This window comes from Rubinisphaera margarita (assembly GCF_022267515.1).
Taxonomy (GTDB): domain Bacteria; phylum Planctomycetota; class Planctomycetia; order Planctomycetales; family Planctomycetaceae; genus Rubinisphaera; species Rubinisphaera margarita.
The window spans coordinates 19,019-36,014 of sequence record NZ_JAKFGB010000011.1 but is presented as its reverse complement, the minus strand read 5'-3'; the positions used below and the strand labels follow the sequence as shown (position 1 = coordinate 36,014).

Annotated in this window: 15 protein-coding genes; all 15 read left to right on the top strand. The window is 58.4% G+C overall.

The annotated features are described in order from the left end of the window. The first annotated feature begins 32 nt into the window (after nucleotides 1–32). The 15 genes from L1A08_RS08040 to L1A08_RS07970 all read left to right on the top strand — a co-directional run bounded on the left by L1A08_RS08040 (nucleotide 33) and on the right by L1A08_RS07970 (nucleotide 16,966). On the top strand, nucleotides 33–3,377 hold the full coding sequence (locus L1A08_RS08040) for a PVC-type heme-binding CxxCH protein (RefSeq protein ID WP_238755815.1): 3,345 nt from the start codon (nucleotides 33–35) through the stop codon (nucleotides 3,375–3,377). A 1-nt stretch (nucleotide 3,378) separates the two neighbouring features. Beyond that, complete coding sequence (locus tag L1A08_RS08035) at nucleotides 3,379–3,897, top strand: NUDIX hydrolase (protein ID WP_238755814.1); 519 nt, start codon at nucleotides 3,379–3,381, stop codon at nucleotides 3,895–3,897. Nucleotides 3,898–4,060: 163 nt separating this feature from the next. Continuing rightward, on the top strand, nucleotides 4,061–4,420 hold the full coding sequence (locus L1A08_RS08030; RefSeq protein WP_238755813.1) for a hypothetical protein: 360 nt from the start codon (nucleotides 4,061–4,063) through the stop codon (nucleotides 4,418–4,420). Between the two features lie 587 nt (nucleotides 4,421–5,007). Beyond that, nucleotides 5,008–6,642, top strand: a complete 1,635-nt coding sequence (locus L1A08_RS08025) for an HD-GYP domain-containing protein (protein WP_238755812.1) — start codon at nucleotides 5,008–5,010, stop codon at nucleotides 6,640–6,642. 133 nt (nucleotides 6,643–6,775) lie between these two features. Further along, nucleotides 6,776–7,663, top strand: coding sequence for a deoxyribonuclease IV (locus L1A08_RS08020; protein WP_238755811.1), 888 nt, complete (start codon nucleotides 6,776–6,778; stop codon nucleotides 7,661–7,663). Nucleotides 7,664–7,685: 22 nt separating this feature from the next. Beyond that, on the top strand, nucleotides 7,686–8,987 hold the full coding sequence (locus L1A08_RS08015) for an NAD(P)/FAD-dependent oxidoreductase (RefSeq protein ID WP_238755810.1): 1,302 nt from the start codon (nucleotides 7,686–7,688) through the stop codon (nucleotides 8,985–8,987). A 118-nt stretch (nucleotides 8,988–9,105) separates the two neighbouring features. Next, nucleotides 9,106–10,476, top strand: coding sequence for an outer membrane protein assembly factor BamB family protein (locus L1A08_RS08010; RefSeq protein ID WP_238755809.1), 1,371 nt, complete (start codon nucleotides 9,106–9,108; stop codon nucleotides 10,474–10,476). A gap of 186 nt (nucleotides 10,477–10,662) precedes the next feature. After that, nucleotides 10,663–11,034, top strand: a complete 372-nt coding sequence (rpsL, locus tag L1A08_RS08005; RefSeq protein ID WP_238755808.1) for a 30S ribosomal protein S12 — start codon at nucleotides 10,663–10,665, stop codon at nucleotides 11,032–11,034. Between the two features lie 85 nt (nucleotides 11,035–11,119). Continuing rightward, entirely contained in the window at nucleotides 11,120–11,593 is a 474-nt protein-coding gene (rpsG, locus tag L1A08_RS08000) for a 30S ribosomal protein S7 (RefSeq protein WP_238755807.1), read from the top strand. A gap of 145 nt (nucleotides 11,594–11,738) precedes the next feature. After that, entirely contained in the window at nucleotides 11,739–12,119 is a 381-nt protein-coding gene (locus tag L1A08_RS07995; RefSeq protein WP_238755806.1) for a sirohydrochlorin chelatase, read from the top strand. Nucleotides 12,120–12,182: 63 nt separating this feature from the next. Next, nucleotides 12,183–12,440, top strand: a complete 258-nt coding sequence (locus tag L1A08_RS07990; protein WP_238755805.1) for a hypothetical protein — start codon at nucleotides 12,183–12,185, stop codon at nucleotides 12,438–12,440. Beyond that, nucleotides 12,440–12,844, top strand: coding sequence for an HNH endonuclease (locus tag L1A08_RS07985; RefSeq protein ID WP_238755804.1), 405 nt, complete (start codon nucleotides 12,440–12,442; stop codon nucleotides 12,842–12,844). The genes L1A08_RS07990 and L1A08_RS07985 overlap by 1 nt, the downstream gene beginning before the upstream one ends. 161 nt (nucleotides 12,845–13,005) lie before the next feature. Continuing rightward, entirely contained in the window at nucleotides 13,006–13,701 is a 696-nt protein-coding gene (locus L1A08_RS07980) for a GntR family transcriptional regulator (RefSeq protein WP_238755803.1), read from the top strand. A gap of 44 nt (nucleotides 13,702–13,745) precedes the next feature. After that, complete coding sequence (locus tag L1A08_RS07975) at nucleotides 13,746–15,353, top strand: ribulokinase (RefSeq protein ID WP_238755802.1); 1,608 nt, start codon at nucleotides 13,746–13,748, stop codon at nucleotides 15,351–15,353. Beyond that, nucleotides 15,350–16,966 (top strand): fucose isomerase, encoded by a 1,617-nt coding sequence (locus L1A08_RS07970; protein WP_238755801.1) that lies wholly within the window; start codon nucleotides 15,350–15,352, stop codon nucleotides 16,964–16,966. The genes L1A08_RS07975 and L1A08_RS07970 overlap by 4 nt, the downstream gene beginning before the upstream one ends. Nucleotides 16,967–16,996 lie beyond the last annotated feature (30 nt).

Genomic DNA, 16,996 nt, shown 5'->3' with positions numbered 1-16,996 from the left:
GTTTTGAAGCGGTTTCCGCATGAGGGTGTTGAATGCGTTTGGGTGAATTAATTTCGTGGTGTCTCCCTGTAGTCCTGACCGTGGCTGCTCAGGCAGCCGATCCGGTGTTTCAGCCTCAGATTGAAGGGCCTTCGGCTGAGGGCAAACAGGCGATCGATTCGTTCCGTCTGGCTCCGTCGACGGCCGTTGAACTGGTGGCCGCCGAGCCGAATGTGGCCAATCCGGTTGCGTTCGCGTTCGACGAACAGGGGCGAATTTACGTCTGCGAGACCTTCCGGCAGAAGAAGGGGGTCGAGGACAATCGCGGCCATATGTACTGGCTGATGGACGATCTGAAAGCGCTCACCGTCGAAGATCGTCGGGCGTATATGATCAAGCATCATCCGGAACTGCAGGAAGAATGGACCGCGAATCACGATCGCATTCGCCAGCTGACCGACAGCGACGGCGACGGACGCTATGAAACCGCGACCGTCTTCGCGGAAGGCTTTAACGATCTGGTCGCCGGCACCGGAGCGGGCGTGCTCGCCTTCGATGGTTCGGTCTACTACACCTGCATTCCCGAACTCTGGAAGCTGGCCGATACCGATAACGACGGCGTCGCCAACGATTACAATGCACTCTATACCGGCTTCGGGGTGCGGTTCGCATTTCGCGGACACGACATGCACGGCCTGGCTCTCGGGCCGGACGGGCGGATCTACTTCAGCATCGGCGACCGGGGTTACAACGTCGAAACGCCGGATGGCCGCACGCTCGTGAAGCCCGATACCGGAGCCGTCTTCCGGTGCGAGCGGGATGGTTCCAATCTTGAAGTCTTCGCCTACGGATTGCGGAATCCGCAGGAGCTGGCGTTTGATGACGAAGGCCGGTTGTTTACCGGCGACAATAACTCCGACAGCGGCGACAAGGCGCGCTGGGTCTATGTCGCGGAAGGCTCCGACTCCGGCTGGCGGATGTACTATCAGTATTTGGACGATCGCGGCCCGTGGAATCGCGAGCGGATGTGGTATCCGTATCAGGCCGATGATGAAACGACCGCCGTTCAGCCGGCCTTCATTCTGCCGCCGATCGCGAATCTGGGCGATGGCCCCTCCGGTCTGACCTCTTATTACGGCGTCGGTTTGCCTGAGCGGTATGAAGGGCACTTCTTCATGGCCGACTTCCGGGGTCAGGCGGCGAACAGCGGGATCCGTTCGTTCGCCAACGAGCCGGACGGAGCCGGTTTCAAGCTCGTCGATTCCCATGAATACCTGTGGCAGACGCTCGTGACCGATGTCGACTTCGGTTACGACGGTCAGCTCTACTTCTCCGACTGGGTGAACGGCTGGGACGGCATTCAGAAGGGTCGCATCTACCGGCAGGTGATGGAAGACAAACAGCTGACGACAGCCGGTCAGGAAGTGGCGGAACTGTTCAAGACAGGATTCTCGGATCGCACGCCGAAAGAGCTCGCCAAATTGCTCGATCATGCCGATCGCCGCGTGCGGCAGCGAAGTCAGATCGCGCTCGCCGAGAAAGATGCCCGGAAGGTGCTGGTTGATGTCGCGTTGAACGGCAAATCCGAAGCGGCTCGTCGACATGCCCTGTGGGGGCTGTGGGAAATTGCCCGCAAGTCGGGTGATGCCGACGTTCTGAAGCCGATCGCTTCCGTTCTGAAGGGCAACAACGCCCCGCTGATCGCCCAGGCTCTGCGAGTGATCGGCGACAGCCGGGCTCATGTGGCGGATGATCAGGTCGTGAAGCTGCTGGGACACAAGGATGCCCGCGTGGCCTATACCGCTGCCATCGCGACCGGCAAGCTCCAACTGAAGAGCGGACTGCGGCCGTTGCTCAAACTGGCCGATGCTCGCGCTGCCGAAGACGAAGTCATTCGTCACGCCGTGGCGATGGGGCTGGTGGGCATCGCGGAGGCCGACGGATTCTCAATCGATTCGCTCACCACGACGAACGCGGGACCGGCTGGCCGCCTCGCGACTGTGGTCGCTTTGCGTCGGCTGCAGTCTCCGGCGATCGCGAAGTTTCTGAATGACGACAACGCGAAGGTCGTGCTCGAAGCGGCTCGCGGTATTCACGATGAGCTGATCGAAGAGGCTTTGCCGGCTCTCGCCAGGTTGTCGCGACCGAAGCTGACCGATGATGCTCTGATGCGGCGTGTCATTAACGCCAACTATCTGGTCGGCGAGCGGGGCAACTTCGAGAGGCTGCTCGAGATCGCTCTCGACGCCGAGGTTGATCAGAAGCTGCGGGTGCAGGCTCTGGAAGCGATGAGCAACTGGGGAACCGGCAGTGAACTCGATGCCGTCACCGGGCAGTATCGACCACGTCCGGCTGCTTCGACCGAAGGTCTCGCCGAGGTGGTGGCGCCTTCACTGGAGAAGCTGTTCGCTGGTAAACCCGACGTGCAGAAGCAGGCCGTGCGACTGGCCGCCGAGCTGAAGGTTGCTTCCTCGCAGCCTCGATTGCGGGAGTATGCTCTGAACGACTCGGCCGATGTGCAGTTGCGAATCACCGCTCTGAAAGGGCTCGATCGAATTGCACCGACTGAAGCCGAGTTGGTCGTCGCCAAGCTGTTGAAAGCCGGGAAGCCGGAACTGCGAAGTGCGGCTCGCGAGATTGCTGTGGCTCGGCAGTATCCTCAGGCAACAGAGCTGTTGCGATCGGCGATCGAAAAGGGCTCGGTCTCCGAGCAACAGTCGGCCATTGGTCAACTGCAGCGCTTGAGTCAGGCCGATGCCGAGTCGATTCTTAGCGATCTGCTCAAGAAGGTGAAATCGGGGTCGCTCCCGCTGGCTCTGCATCTCGATGTGATGAACGCCGCGGAAGCGGTCCGCGGGACCGAACTTGAGAAGTTGCTCGCCGAGGTCAGGGTCGAGCAGAGCACCGGCGATCTGATGAGCGAGTATCGTGTTTGCCTCGAAGGGGGCGATGCGGAGCGGGGGAAGAGCATCTTCTTCGGCAATGCAGCCGCCTCGTGCCGCCGTTGCCACGTCGTGAACGGGCAGGGGGGCGGCGTGGGGCCGGACCTTTCGGCAGCCGGCAAAAAGTATGATCGAAGCTATCTGCTCGAATCGATTGTGAATCCCGACGCGAAGATCGCCAAAGGTTTCGAGACCGTGCTGATTGTCACGATCGAAGGGAAGGTGATCTCCGGAATCATTCGCGAGGAGACCGACGAAATGGTGACGCTGGTCAAGCCGCTGGGCGAGATCGTTCGCATTCCGCAGGACGACATTGAAGATCGGGCTCCCGGGAAATCGGGGATGCCGGCCGATCTGATCAAGCAGTTGTCCAAGGCGGAGGTTCGCGATCTCGTCTCCTATCTGGCGACGCTGAAGACGGAAGGCAACGTCGAAGCGCACGGCGAGGGGGAGTGAGATGTCCGAGTGTGACCGCCAAACCGGGGAAGAGTGGTTCGACATTGTCGATCCTCAGGACAACGTTCTGCGAAGTGCGCCGCGGAGCGTCGTTCATGGCGGGAAACATCTGCATCGGGCGACCCATATCTGGGTTTTCAATTCCACGGGGCAACTGCTGATCCATAAGCGGACGGCCGAGAAAGAAGAGGAACCACTGCGTTGGACTTCTTCGGCGGCCGGGCATGTCAGTGCGGGAGAAGATTACGAACCAGCCGCCCAGCGGGAGCTCCACGAAGAACTGGCTCTGGACGGGACGCTGTTCCGGATGCACAAGATCTTTGCCGGACCCGACGTCGGTTACGAGCACACCGTGCTGTTCGGCTGCAGGACCGATGCGAAGCCGACCCCCGACCCACGCGAGATTCTGGAGTATCGCTTCATGGATCCAGCTGAGGTCGCTCGTTGGGTCGAAGAATCTCCGAGTGACTTTACCCACCCGTTTCGGGCCCTGATTCGCTGGTACCAGCAGAGTCAATAGGCTTTTCTCGGTGATTACGCTGAGCCACGCGTGTTCAGTAGTTGTTCACTTTCTGAAATCTTGAATAAGAAGAGCAATTGGATCTTGGCGGTCAGAATCAGCTTTCGTAATATGTAGGAGTATCGATACGACTGCCCGCCTGGCGCGGCAAGGGAGTTCCGCTATGAGAAGTAAAAAGTTGAAGTCTGAGTACGTGACTGAGTGGACGACGGGCGAGAATGCTCGGGGCACGCGAAGTGCCGAATCTTCTGGTGCTTATTGCATCGAGAAGGAACTGGCGACGCATCTGAACTCACTGGCCGGTCTGGATTTCGACAGCCTCGTGGTCCGCCGCCTGGGCAACAGTTCGCTCTGTCTGGAAGGGACGATGCGAACGGACGACGCTGAGTTCGATTTGAGCGACTACGTCCGTTGTGCTTTGGGAATCGATGGCATTGTGAACCGAGTGGTGACTCAGCCCCGTTCGCGTGCCGGAGAAGAAACCTCCTACGCAGGAGAAGACACAGTCGTCGACTGGTGTTAATGGTCGCTCTCGGCTGACCGAAGACTTGTAGACAGGACTGCACTCGACGTGTTCGAGAGCAGTCCTTTTCTATGCGCTTGACCGGACCGATTTCTGGTATACGGCCGTAAACCCTGTAGCTGCTGCTATTTCCACACGCTCCGATCGCTTTGGGGGCAGGCGGCAGGCTTTCATGGTGGACAGGAATTCAACCTCGGCCGATCCCGCAGTGAATCCCCCTGCAAAATCGGTATAACCCGCGTCAGTGTTTTGCCTGCCAGGCGAGATTGCATTTGCATTTCTGCTTAACCCGTGTTTCCGCGACATAGGTTTGTAGTGCTGTTGTGCGGCAGCCTGAACACAAACGATACGGGTCGAGCTGACGGGAGTCCGTCGGAGCTTTTCACCGATTTGGGGCACTCGATCTTCGCAGGCTGGGGAACTTTGCTGTGAATCATTCAATCTCGTCGAATCGAACCGGCCTTCAGGGGCTCCAAATTCCCTGGAGAGATTCCGAGTATTGCCTGGGCTGGATCAGCCAGGCTTATGATGCTCGATTCCAGATTTATGAATGGCGACAACACTGGCGACGGACAGAGGATGTCAGCATGGATTGGTCTGCGGATCAGCTGGCCGCCGCTCGACTTCATCTCGACCAGTGTGGACCCGACATTGCCGCCGACGCCATTGCACTGGAAGAAAGAAAATCGCTTGTCCTGATTCCACTGCACAGCCCGCGCGGATCGATCCGCCGAATTGCGGTGGGGTTTCTGTCAGAAGAGTGCATTCGAAGCCTGCCACACGTTGTCGATCTTCTGAGGAGGCAGACTGATCTTCATCGTTCGAATCGCCACCAGATGCGATTACTCGAGCAGTATTCGGAACAGGCGTCGATCGATTTTGAGGAACTGAGCTGGTTCCGGACACTGGTCGATCAACTGGCCTTTCGCGACGACACGTGTGGCTTGACAAACTCGGCGATTCAGGCGTTGAAGCGAATGAATCAGCTCACTGGAGCCGAGTCGCTTGTTCTCGTTCTAAGGACGCCTCCCACAGAGGACGAAGAAGAATTACAACAGATCTATCAGATTGGCGAGAAGCCGATTCATGCCACGGATGTTACCCGGTTGCTTGAGCTGGCCGGTGTGAACGCCGTTTGTGAAACCTATATCGACCAGCAGGTTCGCCAGTTATCCATTTGCCCTCAGGGGCACTCCCAGGGCGTGGTCATTGTTCCGGCGATTTGTTCGCGACGGAGCTTCGGTTGGCTGATCGCGATCAGTTCGCCGCGTCAGGACGATGCCGATGAGTACGTCTGGGAGCTGCATTCCTCTGAACGGCGTTTCAACGATCGCACCGCTCTGGTTATGGAGTCTGCTGCCAGCATACTGGCCACGCAGGCCCACAACCGACGACTGCTGCAGGAGCAACAGGATCTGCTGCTCGGCACAGTACGTTCGCTGGTGAATACGATCGACACGAAAGATCGCTATACCTGGGGTCACAGTGATCGCGTTGCCCAGATCGCGCGGGCCGTTGCGAAGGAGCATGGTCTCTGCAATCAGGAATGCGAGAAGATCTATCTGGCCGGGTTGCTGCACGACATCGGCAAGATCGGCGTGCGCGACGAAGTGCTGCAGAAGCCCGGCGGACTGACGGCGGACGAGTTTGAAGAGATCAAGCAGCACCCGGTCTTCGGATTCGAGATCCTGAAGCATCTCAGCCAGCTTAAACATGTCCTGCCCGGCGTGCTTCACCACCATGAATCATGGGATGGGCAGGGGTATCCCCATCAACTTCGTGATTATGAGATTCCGCTCGCGGCCCGCATCCTGGCCGTAGCCGACGCCTATGACGCGATGACGAGCGATCGACCGTACCGCAAAGGCATGCCAGCCGAGAACGCCGAACGGATTCTTCGCGAGGGAGCGGGCTCGCAATGGGATGTCGATATCATTGAAGCCTTCTTCCGCATCATCGATCAGGTGCACGAGATCTCAAGTCGAGTCTCCGCCCCCCTGGTCCCCGCCTCGGGCATGGATCCAGCTGAGCGAATCCAGATGATTCGGGAACGCCACCTCGATCCTCTCCTGACCGCCATTCTGACCACCACGACCGACACCGACACCAAACCGAAGACGGTCGACAACGGCTCCGTTCCCGATGAACTCGACGACACGTCGATTTTCAGCGAAACGCAACTGTTCTCCATGAATTCGTTTCGCTCCCCGCCGCAGGTCTGAGCGTTAACGTGTCCCGGGAATCTGCGGGCTGCGGTGACAAACACCGGCTCAACCGATACTGTAACGTCCTGTTCTCCAGTCATGGTTTCACGGCTGGCTGCTCGATGTTTCTTCTCGGTTGACCGGTTCAGACATGCCCTTATTCGGATCTCACCTCTCAATAGCGGGCGGCTACTACAAAGCCGCCGATGCCGCCGCTCAGCTGGACATGCAGACGGTCCAGATCTTTACCAAGAACAACAACCAGTGGCGGGCCAAACCGCTGACCGATGAAGATGCGGAACGCTTCAAGTCGGCCGTAGAAAAGGCCGGGCTGAAATCGTGCTGCGCCCACAACAGCTACCTGATCAATCTCGGTAGCGCGAACGTGGAGCTCTTCGAAAAGTCCCGCGATGCGATGATCATCGAACTGGAACGAGCCGAAGCTCTGGGGCTGTCAGGCGTGGTGATGCATCCGGGAAGCTTTGTCGAGGACACAGAAGCGGGCGGACTGAAACGCATTGCCAAAGGAATCGATCAGGTTCACAAAGCGACCAAAGGGTTCAGGACCGAACTGTGGCTGGAAACGACGGCGGGGCAGGGAACGTGCCTCGGCCATCGATTTGAGCATCTGCGGGAAATCATCGATCGCGTCAAGCAGCCGGAATTGCTCGGCGTGTGCGTCGACACGTGCCATATCTTCGCCGCCGGCTATCCGATCGGGACCGAGGAGGAATATCGGTCGACGTTTCAGGAATTTGATGACGTGATCGGCCTTGATCGGATCCGGGCCTTTCATATTAATGACAGCAAGAAGCCGTGCGGCAGTAGAGTGGATCGACACGACCACATTGGTGAAGGACATCTCGGCCTGGAACCGTTTCGGCATCTGGTGAATGACCCGCGGTTCGACGAATTGCCGATGTATCTGGAGACGAAGAAAGAAAAGCGGGACGGTGTTGAGATGGACGCCGTGAATCTGAAGACGCTGCAGGGGTTGATCGCGAAGAAGAAACGTTCCGGAACACGAAAGAGCAGCTGACACAAGACAAAGAAGGGCAGGCATGAGCAGGGCTCATCGCGTCGTCATCATCGGCGGAGGATTTGGCGGTCTTGCTTGCGCACAGGCCCTGAAGAAGGTTCCTGTCGAAGTCACGCTGATTGATCGCCGCAACTTCCATCTGTTTCAGCCATTGCTATATCAGGTGGCCACGGGAGATTTGTCTCCAGCGAACATCGCCTCGCCCCTGCGGGCAATCCTTCGCCGTCAGAAGAACTGCCGGGTCGTTCTGGGCGAAGTGGAGAGTATCGACGCCCGCGAGAAAACCGTTACCACGGCCCGGGAAGCGTTCGGTTACGATACGCTCGTCGTAGCCGCAGGCTCGACTCACGGATACTTCGGGCACGACGAGTGGGCCAGGCTGGCTCCCGGACTGAAGACGGTTGAAGATGCGACCACGATTCGCAATCGGATTCTGGCGGCATTCGAACGAGCCGCCATGGAAACCGACGCGGCGATACGGAAGTCCGCACTGACCTTTGCGATTATCGGAGCCGGGCCGACCGGTGTGGAACTGGCCGGGGCATTGTCTGAGCTCGGTCACTATCTGCTGCGAAACGACTTCCCGGGGATCGATCCGTGCGAATTGAAGATCGTGCTTTGCGAAGCGGGAAAAGAACCGCTGGGAATGTATCCGGAGCCGCTCATCAGGAAGGCTCGTGAGGCGCTGCAACGTCTCAACGTACGACTGGTGACCAATGGAATGGTGACGGAGATTCATCCGAATCATCTGGTCATTCAAACCGGAAAAGACAGCTACGAAACATTGGTGACAAGCAACGTGATCTGGGCAGCGGGCGTGGCCGCTTCGCCTCTCGGGAAAGTGCTGGCCGCCAGCACGGGAGTCGAACCGGCCCGAGCGGGGAAGATTCCCGTCCAGCACGATCTTTCAATTGCGGGGCACCCAAACATCTATGTGATTGGCGACCTGGCGGCTGCCCAGTCGAAAGATGGTCAACCGCTGCCGGCCCTGGCACCGGTGGCTATTCAGCAGGGACAGTACGTGGCCCGGCGGATCAGCCGAAAGGTTTATGGGGATCCTGAGGTCACCGAAAAGCCGTTTGAGTACCGGGATCGGGGAAGTATGGCCGTGATTGGCCGCTATTCCGCGGTCGCGGTAGTCGGACCGAAGAAATGGCAGCTTAGTGGCTGGCTGGCCTGGATGGCCTGGTTGTTCATCCATCTGATGGAGATTACGCAGTTCCGCAATCGGCTGATCGTTCTGTTTCAGTGGGGTTGGACCTATTGGACGCGAGACCGTTCCGCCCGGTTGATCACGAACCGCGAAGCCGTCGAGCAGACCTGATTCAATTCGGGCGATGGAATTGATTATCTTCCCGGCAACGGTCATATTGGAATCCGCCGATCGTCCGGCGTAAACCTTCCCCATTGATCAACGACTTTCCTCTCAGGAGCCTGCCAATATGCATCGTGGAGTGAATGCATTGTTTCTTTGTCAACTCGCGTTGAGTTCGACTCTGTTTCTCTCTCAGTCGGTCATGGCGGAAAACTGGCCAAGCTGGAGAGGCCCCACCCAGAACGGGATCTCGAACGAGACCGGAATCCCCACCGAATTCGCCGGGGAGAACAATAAGAACGTGGCCTGGAAGGTGGCGCTTCCCGGACCTGCGGGCGCAACGCCGGTTGTCTGGAACGACCGGATCTTCCTGACTTCGCCGATTGAAAAGTTTGAGACCAACGACGACGGAGAGAAAGTGCCGTCTCAGGAGCCTCAGGAACTGGTCCTGATGTGCTTCAACACCCAGGGCAAGGAATTGTGGCGACGTACGGTCGGCACTGGGAACTCTGTCGCCCGGGGCGATGAAGGCAACTCGGCGTCACCCTCGCCGATCACCGATGGCAAGCACGTCTGGTCGTTCATGGGGACCGGCGATCTGGCCTGCTACGACTTCGACGGCCGAGAAATCTGGAAGTTGAACCTCCAGGATCGCTACGGCAAGTTCGACATTCAGTTCGGGATGTCTTCGACGCCTGTTGTGGACGGGGATTATCTGTATCAGGCCCTGATGCACGGCTCGATGTCCTCCGGAGAGACCGGGTTCTCGAAAATTATCTGCCTCGACAAACGAACCGGTAAAGAAGTCTACGCGGTCAATCGCGAGAGCGACGCCACGCACGAGAACACGCACTCTTACGCTTCACCGATCCTGTATCAGGACGATGACCAGAAATACCTGATCGTTCACGGCGGCGACTACACGACAGCTCACAAGCTGGAAGATGGAAGCGAGATCTGGCGAGTCGGCGGCATGAACCCCGAGGAAAACTACAACCGCTATCTCCGCTTCGTGGCTTCGCCTTCGTTTGGCGACGGCGTCGTCGTCTGTCCGACCGCCAAAAACGGACCGGTTGTCTGTGTCGACGCCAATTCGAAGGGGAATGTCACCAACGATCCGAAGTTCGAACTCTGGCGGGCCGATAAGACGACAGATGTCCCCTCCCCGCTGATTTACGACGGGCTGGCCTATATTTGTCGCCAGGACGGCAACGTGTTCTGCGTCGAAGCTCGTTCGGGAGAAGAGGTCTATCCCCTGCAGAAAACGCACCGCCAGCGACATCGCGCCTCCCCGGTCTACGTCGATGGTCACATCTACCTGACGGCGCGGGATGGCCGGATTACCGTCTTCAAAGCGGGGCGGGAATTTGAAATCGTCGCTGAGAATCAGCTGGGCGAAGATATGTCGTCTTCTCCCATCGTCTCGAACGGGGTAATGTATCTGCGTTCATTTGGGCATCTCTGGGCGATCAAAGCCGGAGCCAACCCGGAAAAATAAGGGACGGATCAGAGTTTGCCCGTGCGAGTTGGTTTGACGATCGCTGGCGAACTCGATATCCTTTCCCCTTGCTCATTTCCGGCTCCCGCGGGACCGGATTTGAGTGTGTACTGACGGTTCGTCGAGAACGCTTGGTTCTCCAATGTTTATAACCACGTAAATGTCTGTGACTTAGGGTCAGCAAGAATGCCGACAATCAATCAGTTAATTCGCAAGCCACGCAAAAAGCCGGTGACTAAGAGCAAGACGCCACTGCTGGAAGGCTGTCCGCAGAAGCGCGGCGTCTGTCTTCAGGTGAAGACGATGACTCCGAAGAAGCCGAACTCGGCTCTGCGAAAAGTGGCTCGTGTGCGGTTGTCGAACGGCAAGGAAGTCACGGCTTATATTCCGGGTGAAGGCCACAACCTGCAGGAACACTCGATTGTTCTGGTTCGTGGTGGTCGTGTTCGCGACCTTCCCGGTGTTCGCTACAAGATTATCCGCGGCGTGCTCGATACGCTCGGCGTCAGCGATCGTCGCCAGGCTCGCAGCCGCTACGGTGGTAAGCGGCCTAAATAGGCGGCTCTGGCGGTTAACGCCCCAGGTAATCTGTTGCCGAAGTCGGCATTTCACACATACCTCATTTCTAGACTATAGATGGTTCATGGCAAAGCGATTTACTGCCTCGGCAACTCAGCTGAAACCCGATCCCCGCTTCGAATCGATTCTGGCCTCGAAGTTCATTAACTGCCTGATGCTCGACGGCAAGAAGAGCACCGCTCAGCGGGCGTTCTACGACGCTCTCGAGATCATCAAGGAGCGGATGCCTCAGGAAAGCGAAATCGAAGTCTTCGAACGGGCTGTGGAAAACTGCAAGCCTTACCTCGAAGTCCGTTCCAAGCGAGTCGGGGGAGCCACCTATCAGGTTCCAACTCCCGTCCGTCCGAAGCGTCAGCAGACTCTGGCGATTCGCTGGATCCTGGCCGCTGTCCGCGGTCGCAAAGGACGCCCGATTTCGCAGAGCCTGGCTGAAGAGTTCATGGCCGCTTCCCGCCGCGAAGGCACCGCGATGACAACTCGCGAAAACGTGCACCGCATGGCCGAAGCCAACAAGGCGTTTGCTCACTTCGCCTGGTAAGCCCGGCGATCGAGCCACTGAAAACAAGAAAACGCGTTCGCAGGTCGAACGCGTTTTTTTATGCGCTGATCTCCGTTCAGGTCTATAATCGGGCATCAGGAAATCGACCGCACGAGATCCGGGCGACCGGAGAGAAAGACCCGCAATGGCAAGCGACAGCAATCGAGACGCAATACTTCTCATCGCCCATGGAAGTCGCCGGCAGCAGGCGAACGACGATCTGTTTCGCCTCAAGGAAATGGTGCAGGAGTCGCGTCCCGGTCAGATTGTCGAGTGCTCGTTCCTGGAACTCGCCGAACCGACCATCCCTCAGGGAGCCGAAGCCTGCGTCGCAGCCGGGGCCGATCGAGTGCTCATGTTCCCTTACTTCCTCTCCGCCGGCACGCACGTCGCCAATGACCTGACCGAGTTCCGCGATGAGTTCTCTCAGCGATGGCCCGATGTCGAATTCAAAGTCTGCTCGCACCTCGGCCTCCATCCGCTGATGGTCCAGATCGTGTTCGATCGGATTGCAGCCGCAGAATGACGTTTCACTGTCGAGGCGCGATTTTTCTCGCCTGCCCTGGGGTGGTTGTGGTATCATTACCGCATGAGCACTATCAACTTTCTCGATCGATTTCTCACTCCGGTTTCCGATGCTTTTACTCCGGAACTCGCCCAGGCTGTGCTTCAGATTCAAATCGACGAGGAGTTGCAGGAACACGTCGAACGGTTGGCGATAAAAGCCAGCGACGGGACACTGACCACGGAAGAGGACGCTGAGTACAAGGCTCTGATTGACGCTGCAGACTTAATTTCGATTCTGCAGTTGAAAGCCCGCGGCTTTCTGGCGAAGTCGTCTTCGTGATGGACGACGCCATCCGTGAGATGGTTCGACGTCGAGCCAAAGATCGATGCGAGTACTGTCTGCTGCCGCAGGAGGCAAGCTTCCTGACGTTTCACGTCGATCACATCATCGCCCGGCAACATTTGGATGTTGTCGTTGATGAGCTTGAGCATCTGTGCCTTGCGTGCAATCGCTGCAATGCTTTCAAAGGAACAAATCTTTCAAGTATCGGTCCGCAAACGGCTCAACACGTCCCCTTGTTTCATCCTCGCAATGATCGGTGGAGCGAGCATTTCGAAATGGATGGGGGCATGATTCTCGGCTTGACGGCCGTTGGGAGGGCGACGATCCGATTGCTGCAAATGAATGCTCCACAGCGGGTGGAGCTTCGCCAGCAATGGCTTGCCAATGGGCGTGAGTTCTAGGGGGCTCCTTGGAAATCAGATCCTCTTTCTCGCCCGGCAACATCGGGATCAAATGCTGCTCGTCCCGTCTTCGATCATGCGCCCCGTCGTTTGACAACGTATCAGGCAATTGTTATCCATAGTCTATAGACTTATATGGATTAGCAGCCGTGAGCGTTTCAATGGCGAAAACACATTCCCGCAGGGCCTACGACTATCTGAAGGCTCAGCTCGTTTCCGGGCAGTTGCCTCCGGGGTCGCGGATTTTGTACGGGCCGGTCGGGAAAGAACTTGGAATCAGTGCCACGCCCGTACGGGAGGCGATCGGACTGCTGGTGAACGAAGGCTTCGTCGATCTCGTGCCTCAACTCGGAGCGGTCGTGCGAACGCTCGGGCGGCGGGAGATCATCGAGCTCTATGAAATGCGCGAGGCTCTCGAACCGTACGCGGCTGAGAAGGCGGCCGAGCGGATGGATGACGAATGCCTCGAAGCGGTACGGCGGGAGTTCTTGGCTATGCAGGAGATCGCCGACAATGCCAACACGGGACGGCTTGAGAGTGATGATCGCAGTGTGATTCGGCGTTTCGAAGAACATGACCTCGCCTTTCACCGGTTGATTCTCGAATCGTGCGGAAACGAGCTAATGATTCGCACGATCGAAAACTCACACGTGCTCTCACGGATCTTCGCGACCGACCGGCATCAGTACGACGGCGAGATTCTTCAGGCGACCTGCGAGGATCACGAGCAGATTCTCGTGGCTCTCAATGGACATGACGCGGTCGCGGCTCGGGTGGCGATGCGGGAACACATTCGCAAAGGACTTGATGTCACATTGCGGCTCCCGGTCGAGAAACCGGATCGACGCTGGAAGTAACCGAACCCTATTCCTCCACAACTTGCAGGCGGACCAGAGACAACATGGCAGACCGGCAGAAGGTATCACTCGGACTCGATTTCGGCACCCTCTCGGTGCGGGCGCTGCTCGTTTCCCTTGATGGGACCGAACTGGCGTCGGAGGTCGTGAATTACGAGCACGGCCAGCTGATCGAAACACTGCCGGGCACCGGCGAGAAGCTGCCGGCGGAGTTCGCTCTCCAGCATCCGCAGGACTGGATCGACTCTGCAGCCGAGGCGGTGAAGAAAGCCGTGCAGAAATCCGGCGTCGCCGCGGAGCAGATCATCGGCATTGGCGTCGACTTCACGAGTTGCACCATGCTCCCCGCAGCCGCGGATGGCCGCCCGCTTTGTCTGCTGCCGGAGTTTGCCGGCGAGAAGTACGCCTGGCCGAAGTTGTGGAAACATCATGCCGCCCAGCCCGAAACGGATCGTCTGAACGAAGTTGCCCGCGAGCGGAACGAAAGCTGGCTGGCCCGGTATGGCGGGATCATCGGTCTGGAATGGTTCTTTCCCAAGATCCTTGAAACGCTCACGCATGCTCCGCACGTCTACGATGCGACCGAAGTCTGGCTGGAAGCGGGCGACTGGTTCGTGTGGCAACTCGTCGGCGGCGAAGCGAACAGTCTTCCGCGATCGACCTGTCAGGCAGGCTACAAAGCGATGTGGCATGCCGAGGAAGGCTTCCCGTCGTCCGAGTACTTCGAAGCAGTCGATTCACGAATGGCGAATGTCGTCGACAAGATGCCGGGCCGCTTCTGTCCGCCGGGCTCAAAAGCGGGAACGCTGACCGACGCGATGGCCGAGCGTCTCGGACTGCAGGCGGGTATCGCTGTGAGTGCGGCGATTATCGATGCCCATTCCGGCGTCCCCGGAGTCGGCGCTTATGAATCTGGCACACTCGTCCTGGTGATGGGGACGAGCAGTTGCCATATGCTGAATTCCGAGCAGGACCAGTTCGTGCCGGGCGTGGCGGGGATCGTGAAGGATGGCATTCTTCCGGGCTACTTCGGGTATGAAACCGGCCAGGCCGCGGTCGGCGATTCGTTCGACTGGATTCGCCGCCTGACCGGCCAGGATGACTTCAAGACGCTCGATGCCGAAGCGAAGCAACTCGCGCCCGGTTCCGAGGGCGTCCGCTGTCTCGACTGGTTTGCCGGATGTCGCACGCCGTTGATGGATGGATCGCTCTCCGGTCAGTTTCAGGGGCTGAAGCTGTATCACGGGCCGGCTCATCTCTATCGAGCCACGCTGGAAGCCTCGGCGTTTGGCGTCCGCTGGATTGTCGATCTGCTCCGCGAACACGACGTACCGGTCAATCGCTTCATCGCCACCGGCGGCCTGCCACATCACAATCGACTGCTCGTGCAGATCTACGCCGATGTGCTCGGCTCGCCCATTGAGATTCATCCTTCCCAACAGGGCCCGGCTCTCGGAGCGGCCATTCTGGGAGCGTTTGCCGCTCAGGAAGAATCGGGCTTCGCCGACATCGGCACGGCCATTCAACAGATGGCCCATCGCCCCGATCAGATGATCGTCATGCAGCCCGACGAAGACGCTCGCGCTGCGTATGAACCCATTTTTCAAGAATACCGTCGGGAAGCAGCCCGCTTGAGTGGAAAGCAGCTATGAACGCAGCCAGTGACAACAAGACCGTGTACCTGCTCGCCAGTGGAGACCTGCGGCTGTCGGCCAATCAGGTTTGCTGGCCGGCTCAACAGCAGATGGAAGCCGCCCTTACCGAAGCGATCCGCAGCATGGGCTGGGAGGTCGAACGGGCTCACGAATTCGACGAAGCAGCCGGACATGGCTTCATCGCCTCACAGCGACAGGGGATGGAAGTCTTCCGCAAGCTCGATCCTGATCGTCCGCTGATTGTCGCCGAGGCCGTCTGGCAATATTCGCATCATGTCCTGGCCGGACTGACGACTCATCGCGGACCGATTCTGACCGTTGCCAACTGGTCGGGGCAATGGCCGGGGCTTGTCGGCATGCTGAATCTGAACGGGTCGTTGACCAAAGCCGGCGTCGATTATTCGACTCTCTGGAGCATCGATTTTCAGGACGAGTATTTCCTCTCCCGGCTCCGCGACTGGTTGAATACCGGAGTCTGTCGGCACGATGAAAGTCACGTTCGCAGCTTCGGCGGAGCGGACGATGCCGAGGCGAACGAAGTTGGCAGCCGGCTGGCCGAAGAGTTGCTTCGCGACAAAGCGATCATGGGAGTCTTCGACGAAGGCTGCATGGGAATGTTCAACGCGATCATTCCCGATGATTTGCTTCACTCGTGTGGAGTCTTCAAGGAGCGGCTCAGTCAATCGGCTCTCTACTACGAGACGATGCAGACGTCCGACGAAGAAGCCCGCGAAGTCCGAAAGTGGTTCGACGATGCCGGGATGACATTTCATACCGGACCGAATCACGACAGCGATCTGACCGAAGACCAGATTCTGCTGCAGTGCAAAATGTATATCGCAGCCGTGCGAATCGCCGACGACTTCGGCTGCAATCTGATCGGCATCCAGTATCAGCAGGGGCTGAAGGATCTGTTGCCAGCCAGCGATCTGGTGGAAGGAACGCTCAACAATACGAGCCGTCCGCCGGTCCGCAGTCGCGATGGCAGTCGGGTGCTGTTTGAAGGCCGGGCCATTCCACACTTCAATGAAGTCGATGAGTGTGCCGGGCTCGATGCTCTGATGACCAATCGGGTTCACGCGGCGTTCGGCGAACCGGTCGAGACAACGTTGCACGATCTCCGCTGGGGCGATCACGACGCGAGCGGTTCGGTCGAAGATTACATCTGGGTGCTGTTGATCAGCGGAGCCGCCCCTCCCGAGCATTTCATTGGCGGGTGGAAGGGAACCGAAGGCTTCCGTCAGCCAGCGATGTACTTCCCCAATGGCGGGAGCACAGTTCGCGGCATCTCGCGGCCCGGCGAAGTGGTCTGGTCGCGAATCTATGTCGCCGATGGTCTGTTGAGAATGGACCTGGGACTGGCCAAAGCGATCGAACTGCCGCAGGAAGAGACGGAACGCCGGTGGAAAGAAACGACGCCGCCCTGGCCGATTATGCACGCGGTTCTGAAGGGCGTTTCGCGGGATCAGATGATGGCCCGCCACAAGAGCAATCACATTCAGGTCGCCTACGCCACGAGTGAAGCAAAGGCGAAGCAGCTGCTGCAGGCCAAGGCTCAAATGGCAGCCGAACTCGGTATCGAAGTCTCCCTCTGCGGAGACGTCGACTGAATTCGGCGATCGGTTCGAGATCTTCGTCCC

Coding starts and splice junctions, on each gene's coding strand:
- L1A08_RS07975 (WP_238755802.1), top strand. CDS start 13,746: ATGGCAGACCGGCAGAAGGTATCACTCGGACTCGATTTCGGCACCCTC.
- L1A08_RS07970 (WP_238755801.1), top strand. CDS start 15,350: ATGAACGCAGCCAGTGACAACAAGACCGTGTACCTGCTCGCCAGTGGA.
- L1A08_RS08030 (WP_238755813.1), top strand. CDS start 4,061: ATGAGAAGTAAAAAGTTGAAGTCTGAGTACGTGACTGAGTGGACGACG.
- L1A08_RS08020 (WP_238755811.1), top strand. CDS start 6,776: ATGCCCTTATTCGGATCTCACCTCTCAATAGCGGGCGGCTACTACAAA.
- L1A08_RS08010 (WP_238755809.1), top strand. CDS start 9,106: ATGCATCGTGGAGTGAATGCATTGTTTCTTTGTCAACTCGCGTTGAGT.
- rpsG (WP_238755807.1), top strand. CDS start 11,120: ATGGCAAAGCGATTTACTGCCTCGGCAACTCAGCTGAAACCCGATCCC.
- L1A08_RS07985 (WP_238755804.1), top strand. CDS start 12,440: ATGGACGACGCCATCCGTGAGATGGTTCGACGTCGAGCCAAAGATCGA.
- L1A08_RS07990 (WP_238755805.1), top strand. CDS start 12,183: ATGAGCACTATCAACTTTCTCGATCGATTTCTCACTCCGGTTTCCGAT.
- L1A08_RS08015 (WP_238755810.1), top strand. CDS start 7,686: ATGAGCAGGGCTCATCGCGTCGTCATCATCGGCGGAGGATTTGGCGGT.
- L1A08_RS07995 (WP_238755806.1), top strand. CDS start 11,739: ATGGCAAGCGACAGCAATCGAGACGCAATACTTCTCATCGCCCATGGA.
- L1A08_RS07980 (WP_238755803.1), top strand. CDS start 13,006: ATGGCGAAAACACATTCCCGCAGGGCCTACGACTATCTGAAGGCTCAG.
- L1A08_RS08025 (WP_238755812.1), top strand. CDS start 5,008: ATGGATTGGTCTGCGGATCAGCTGGCCGCCGCTCGACTTCATCTCGAC.
- L1A08_RS08035 (WP_238755814.1), top strand. CDS start 3,379: ATGTCCGAGTGTGACCGCCAAACCGGGGAAGAGTGGTTCGACATTGTC.
- L1A08_RS08040 (WP_238755815.1), top strand. CDS start 33: ATGCGTTTGGGTGAATTAATTTCGTGGTGTCTCCCTGTAGTCCTGACC.
- rpsL (WP_238755808.1), top strand. CDS start 10,663: ATGCCGACAATCAATCAGTTAATTCGCAAGCCACGCAAAAAGCCGGTG.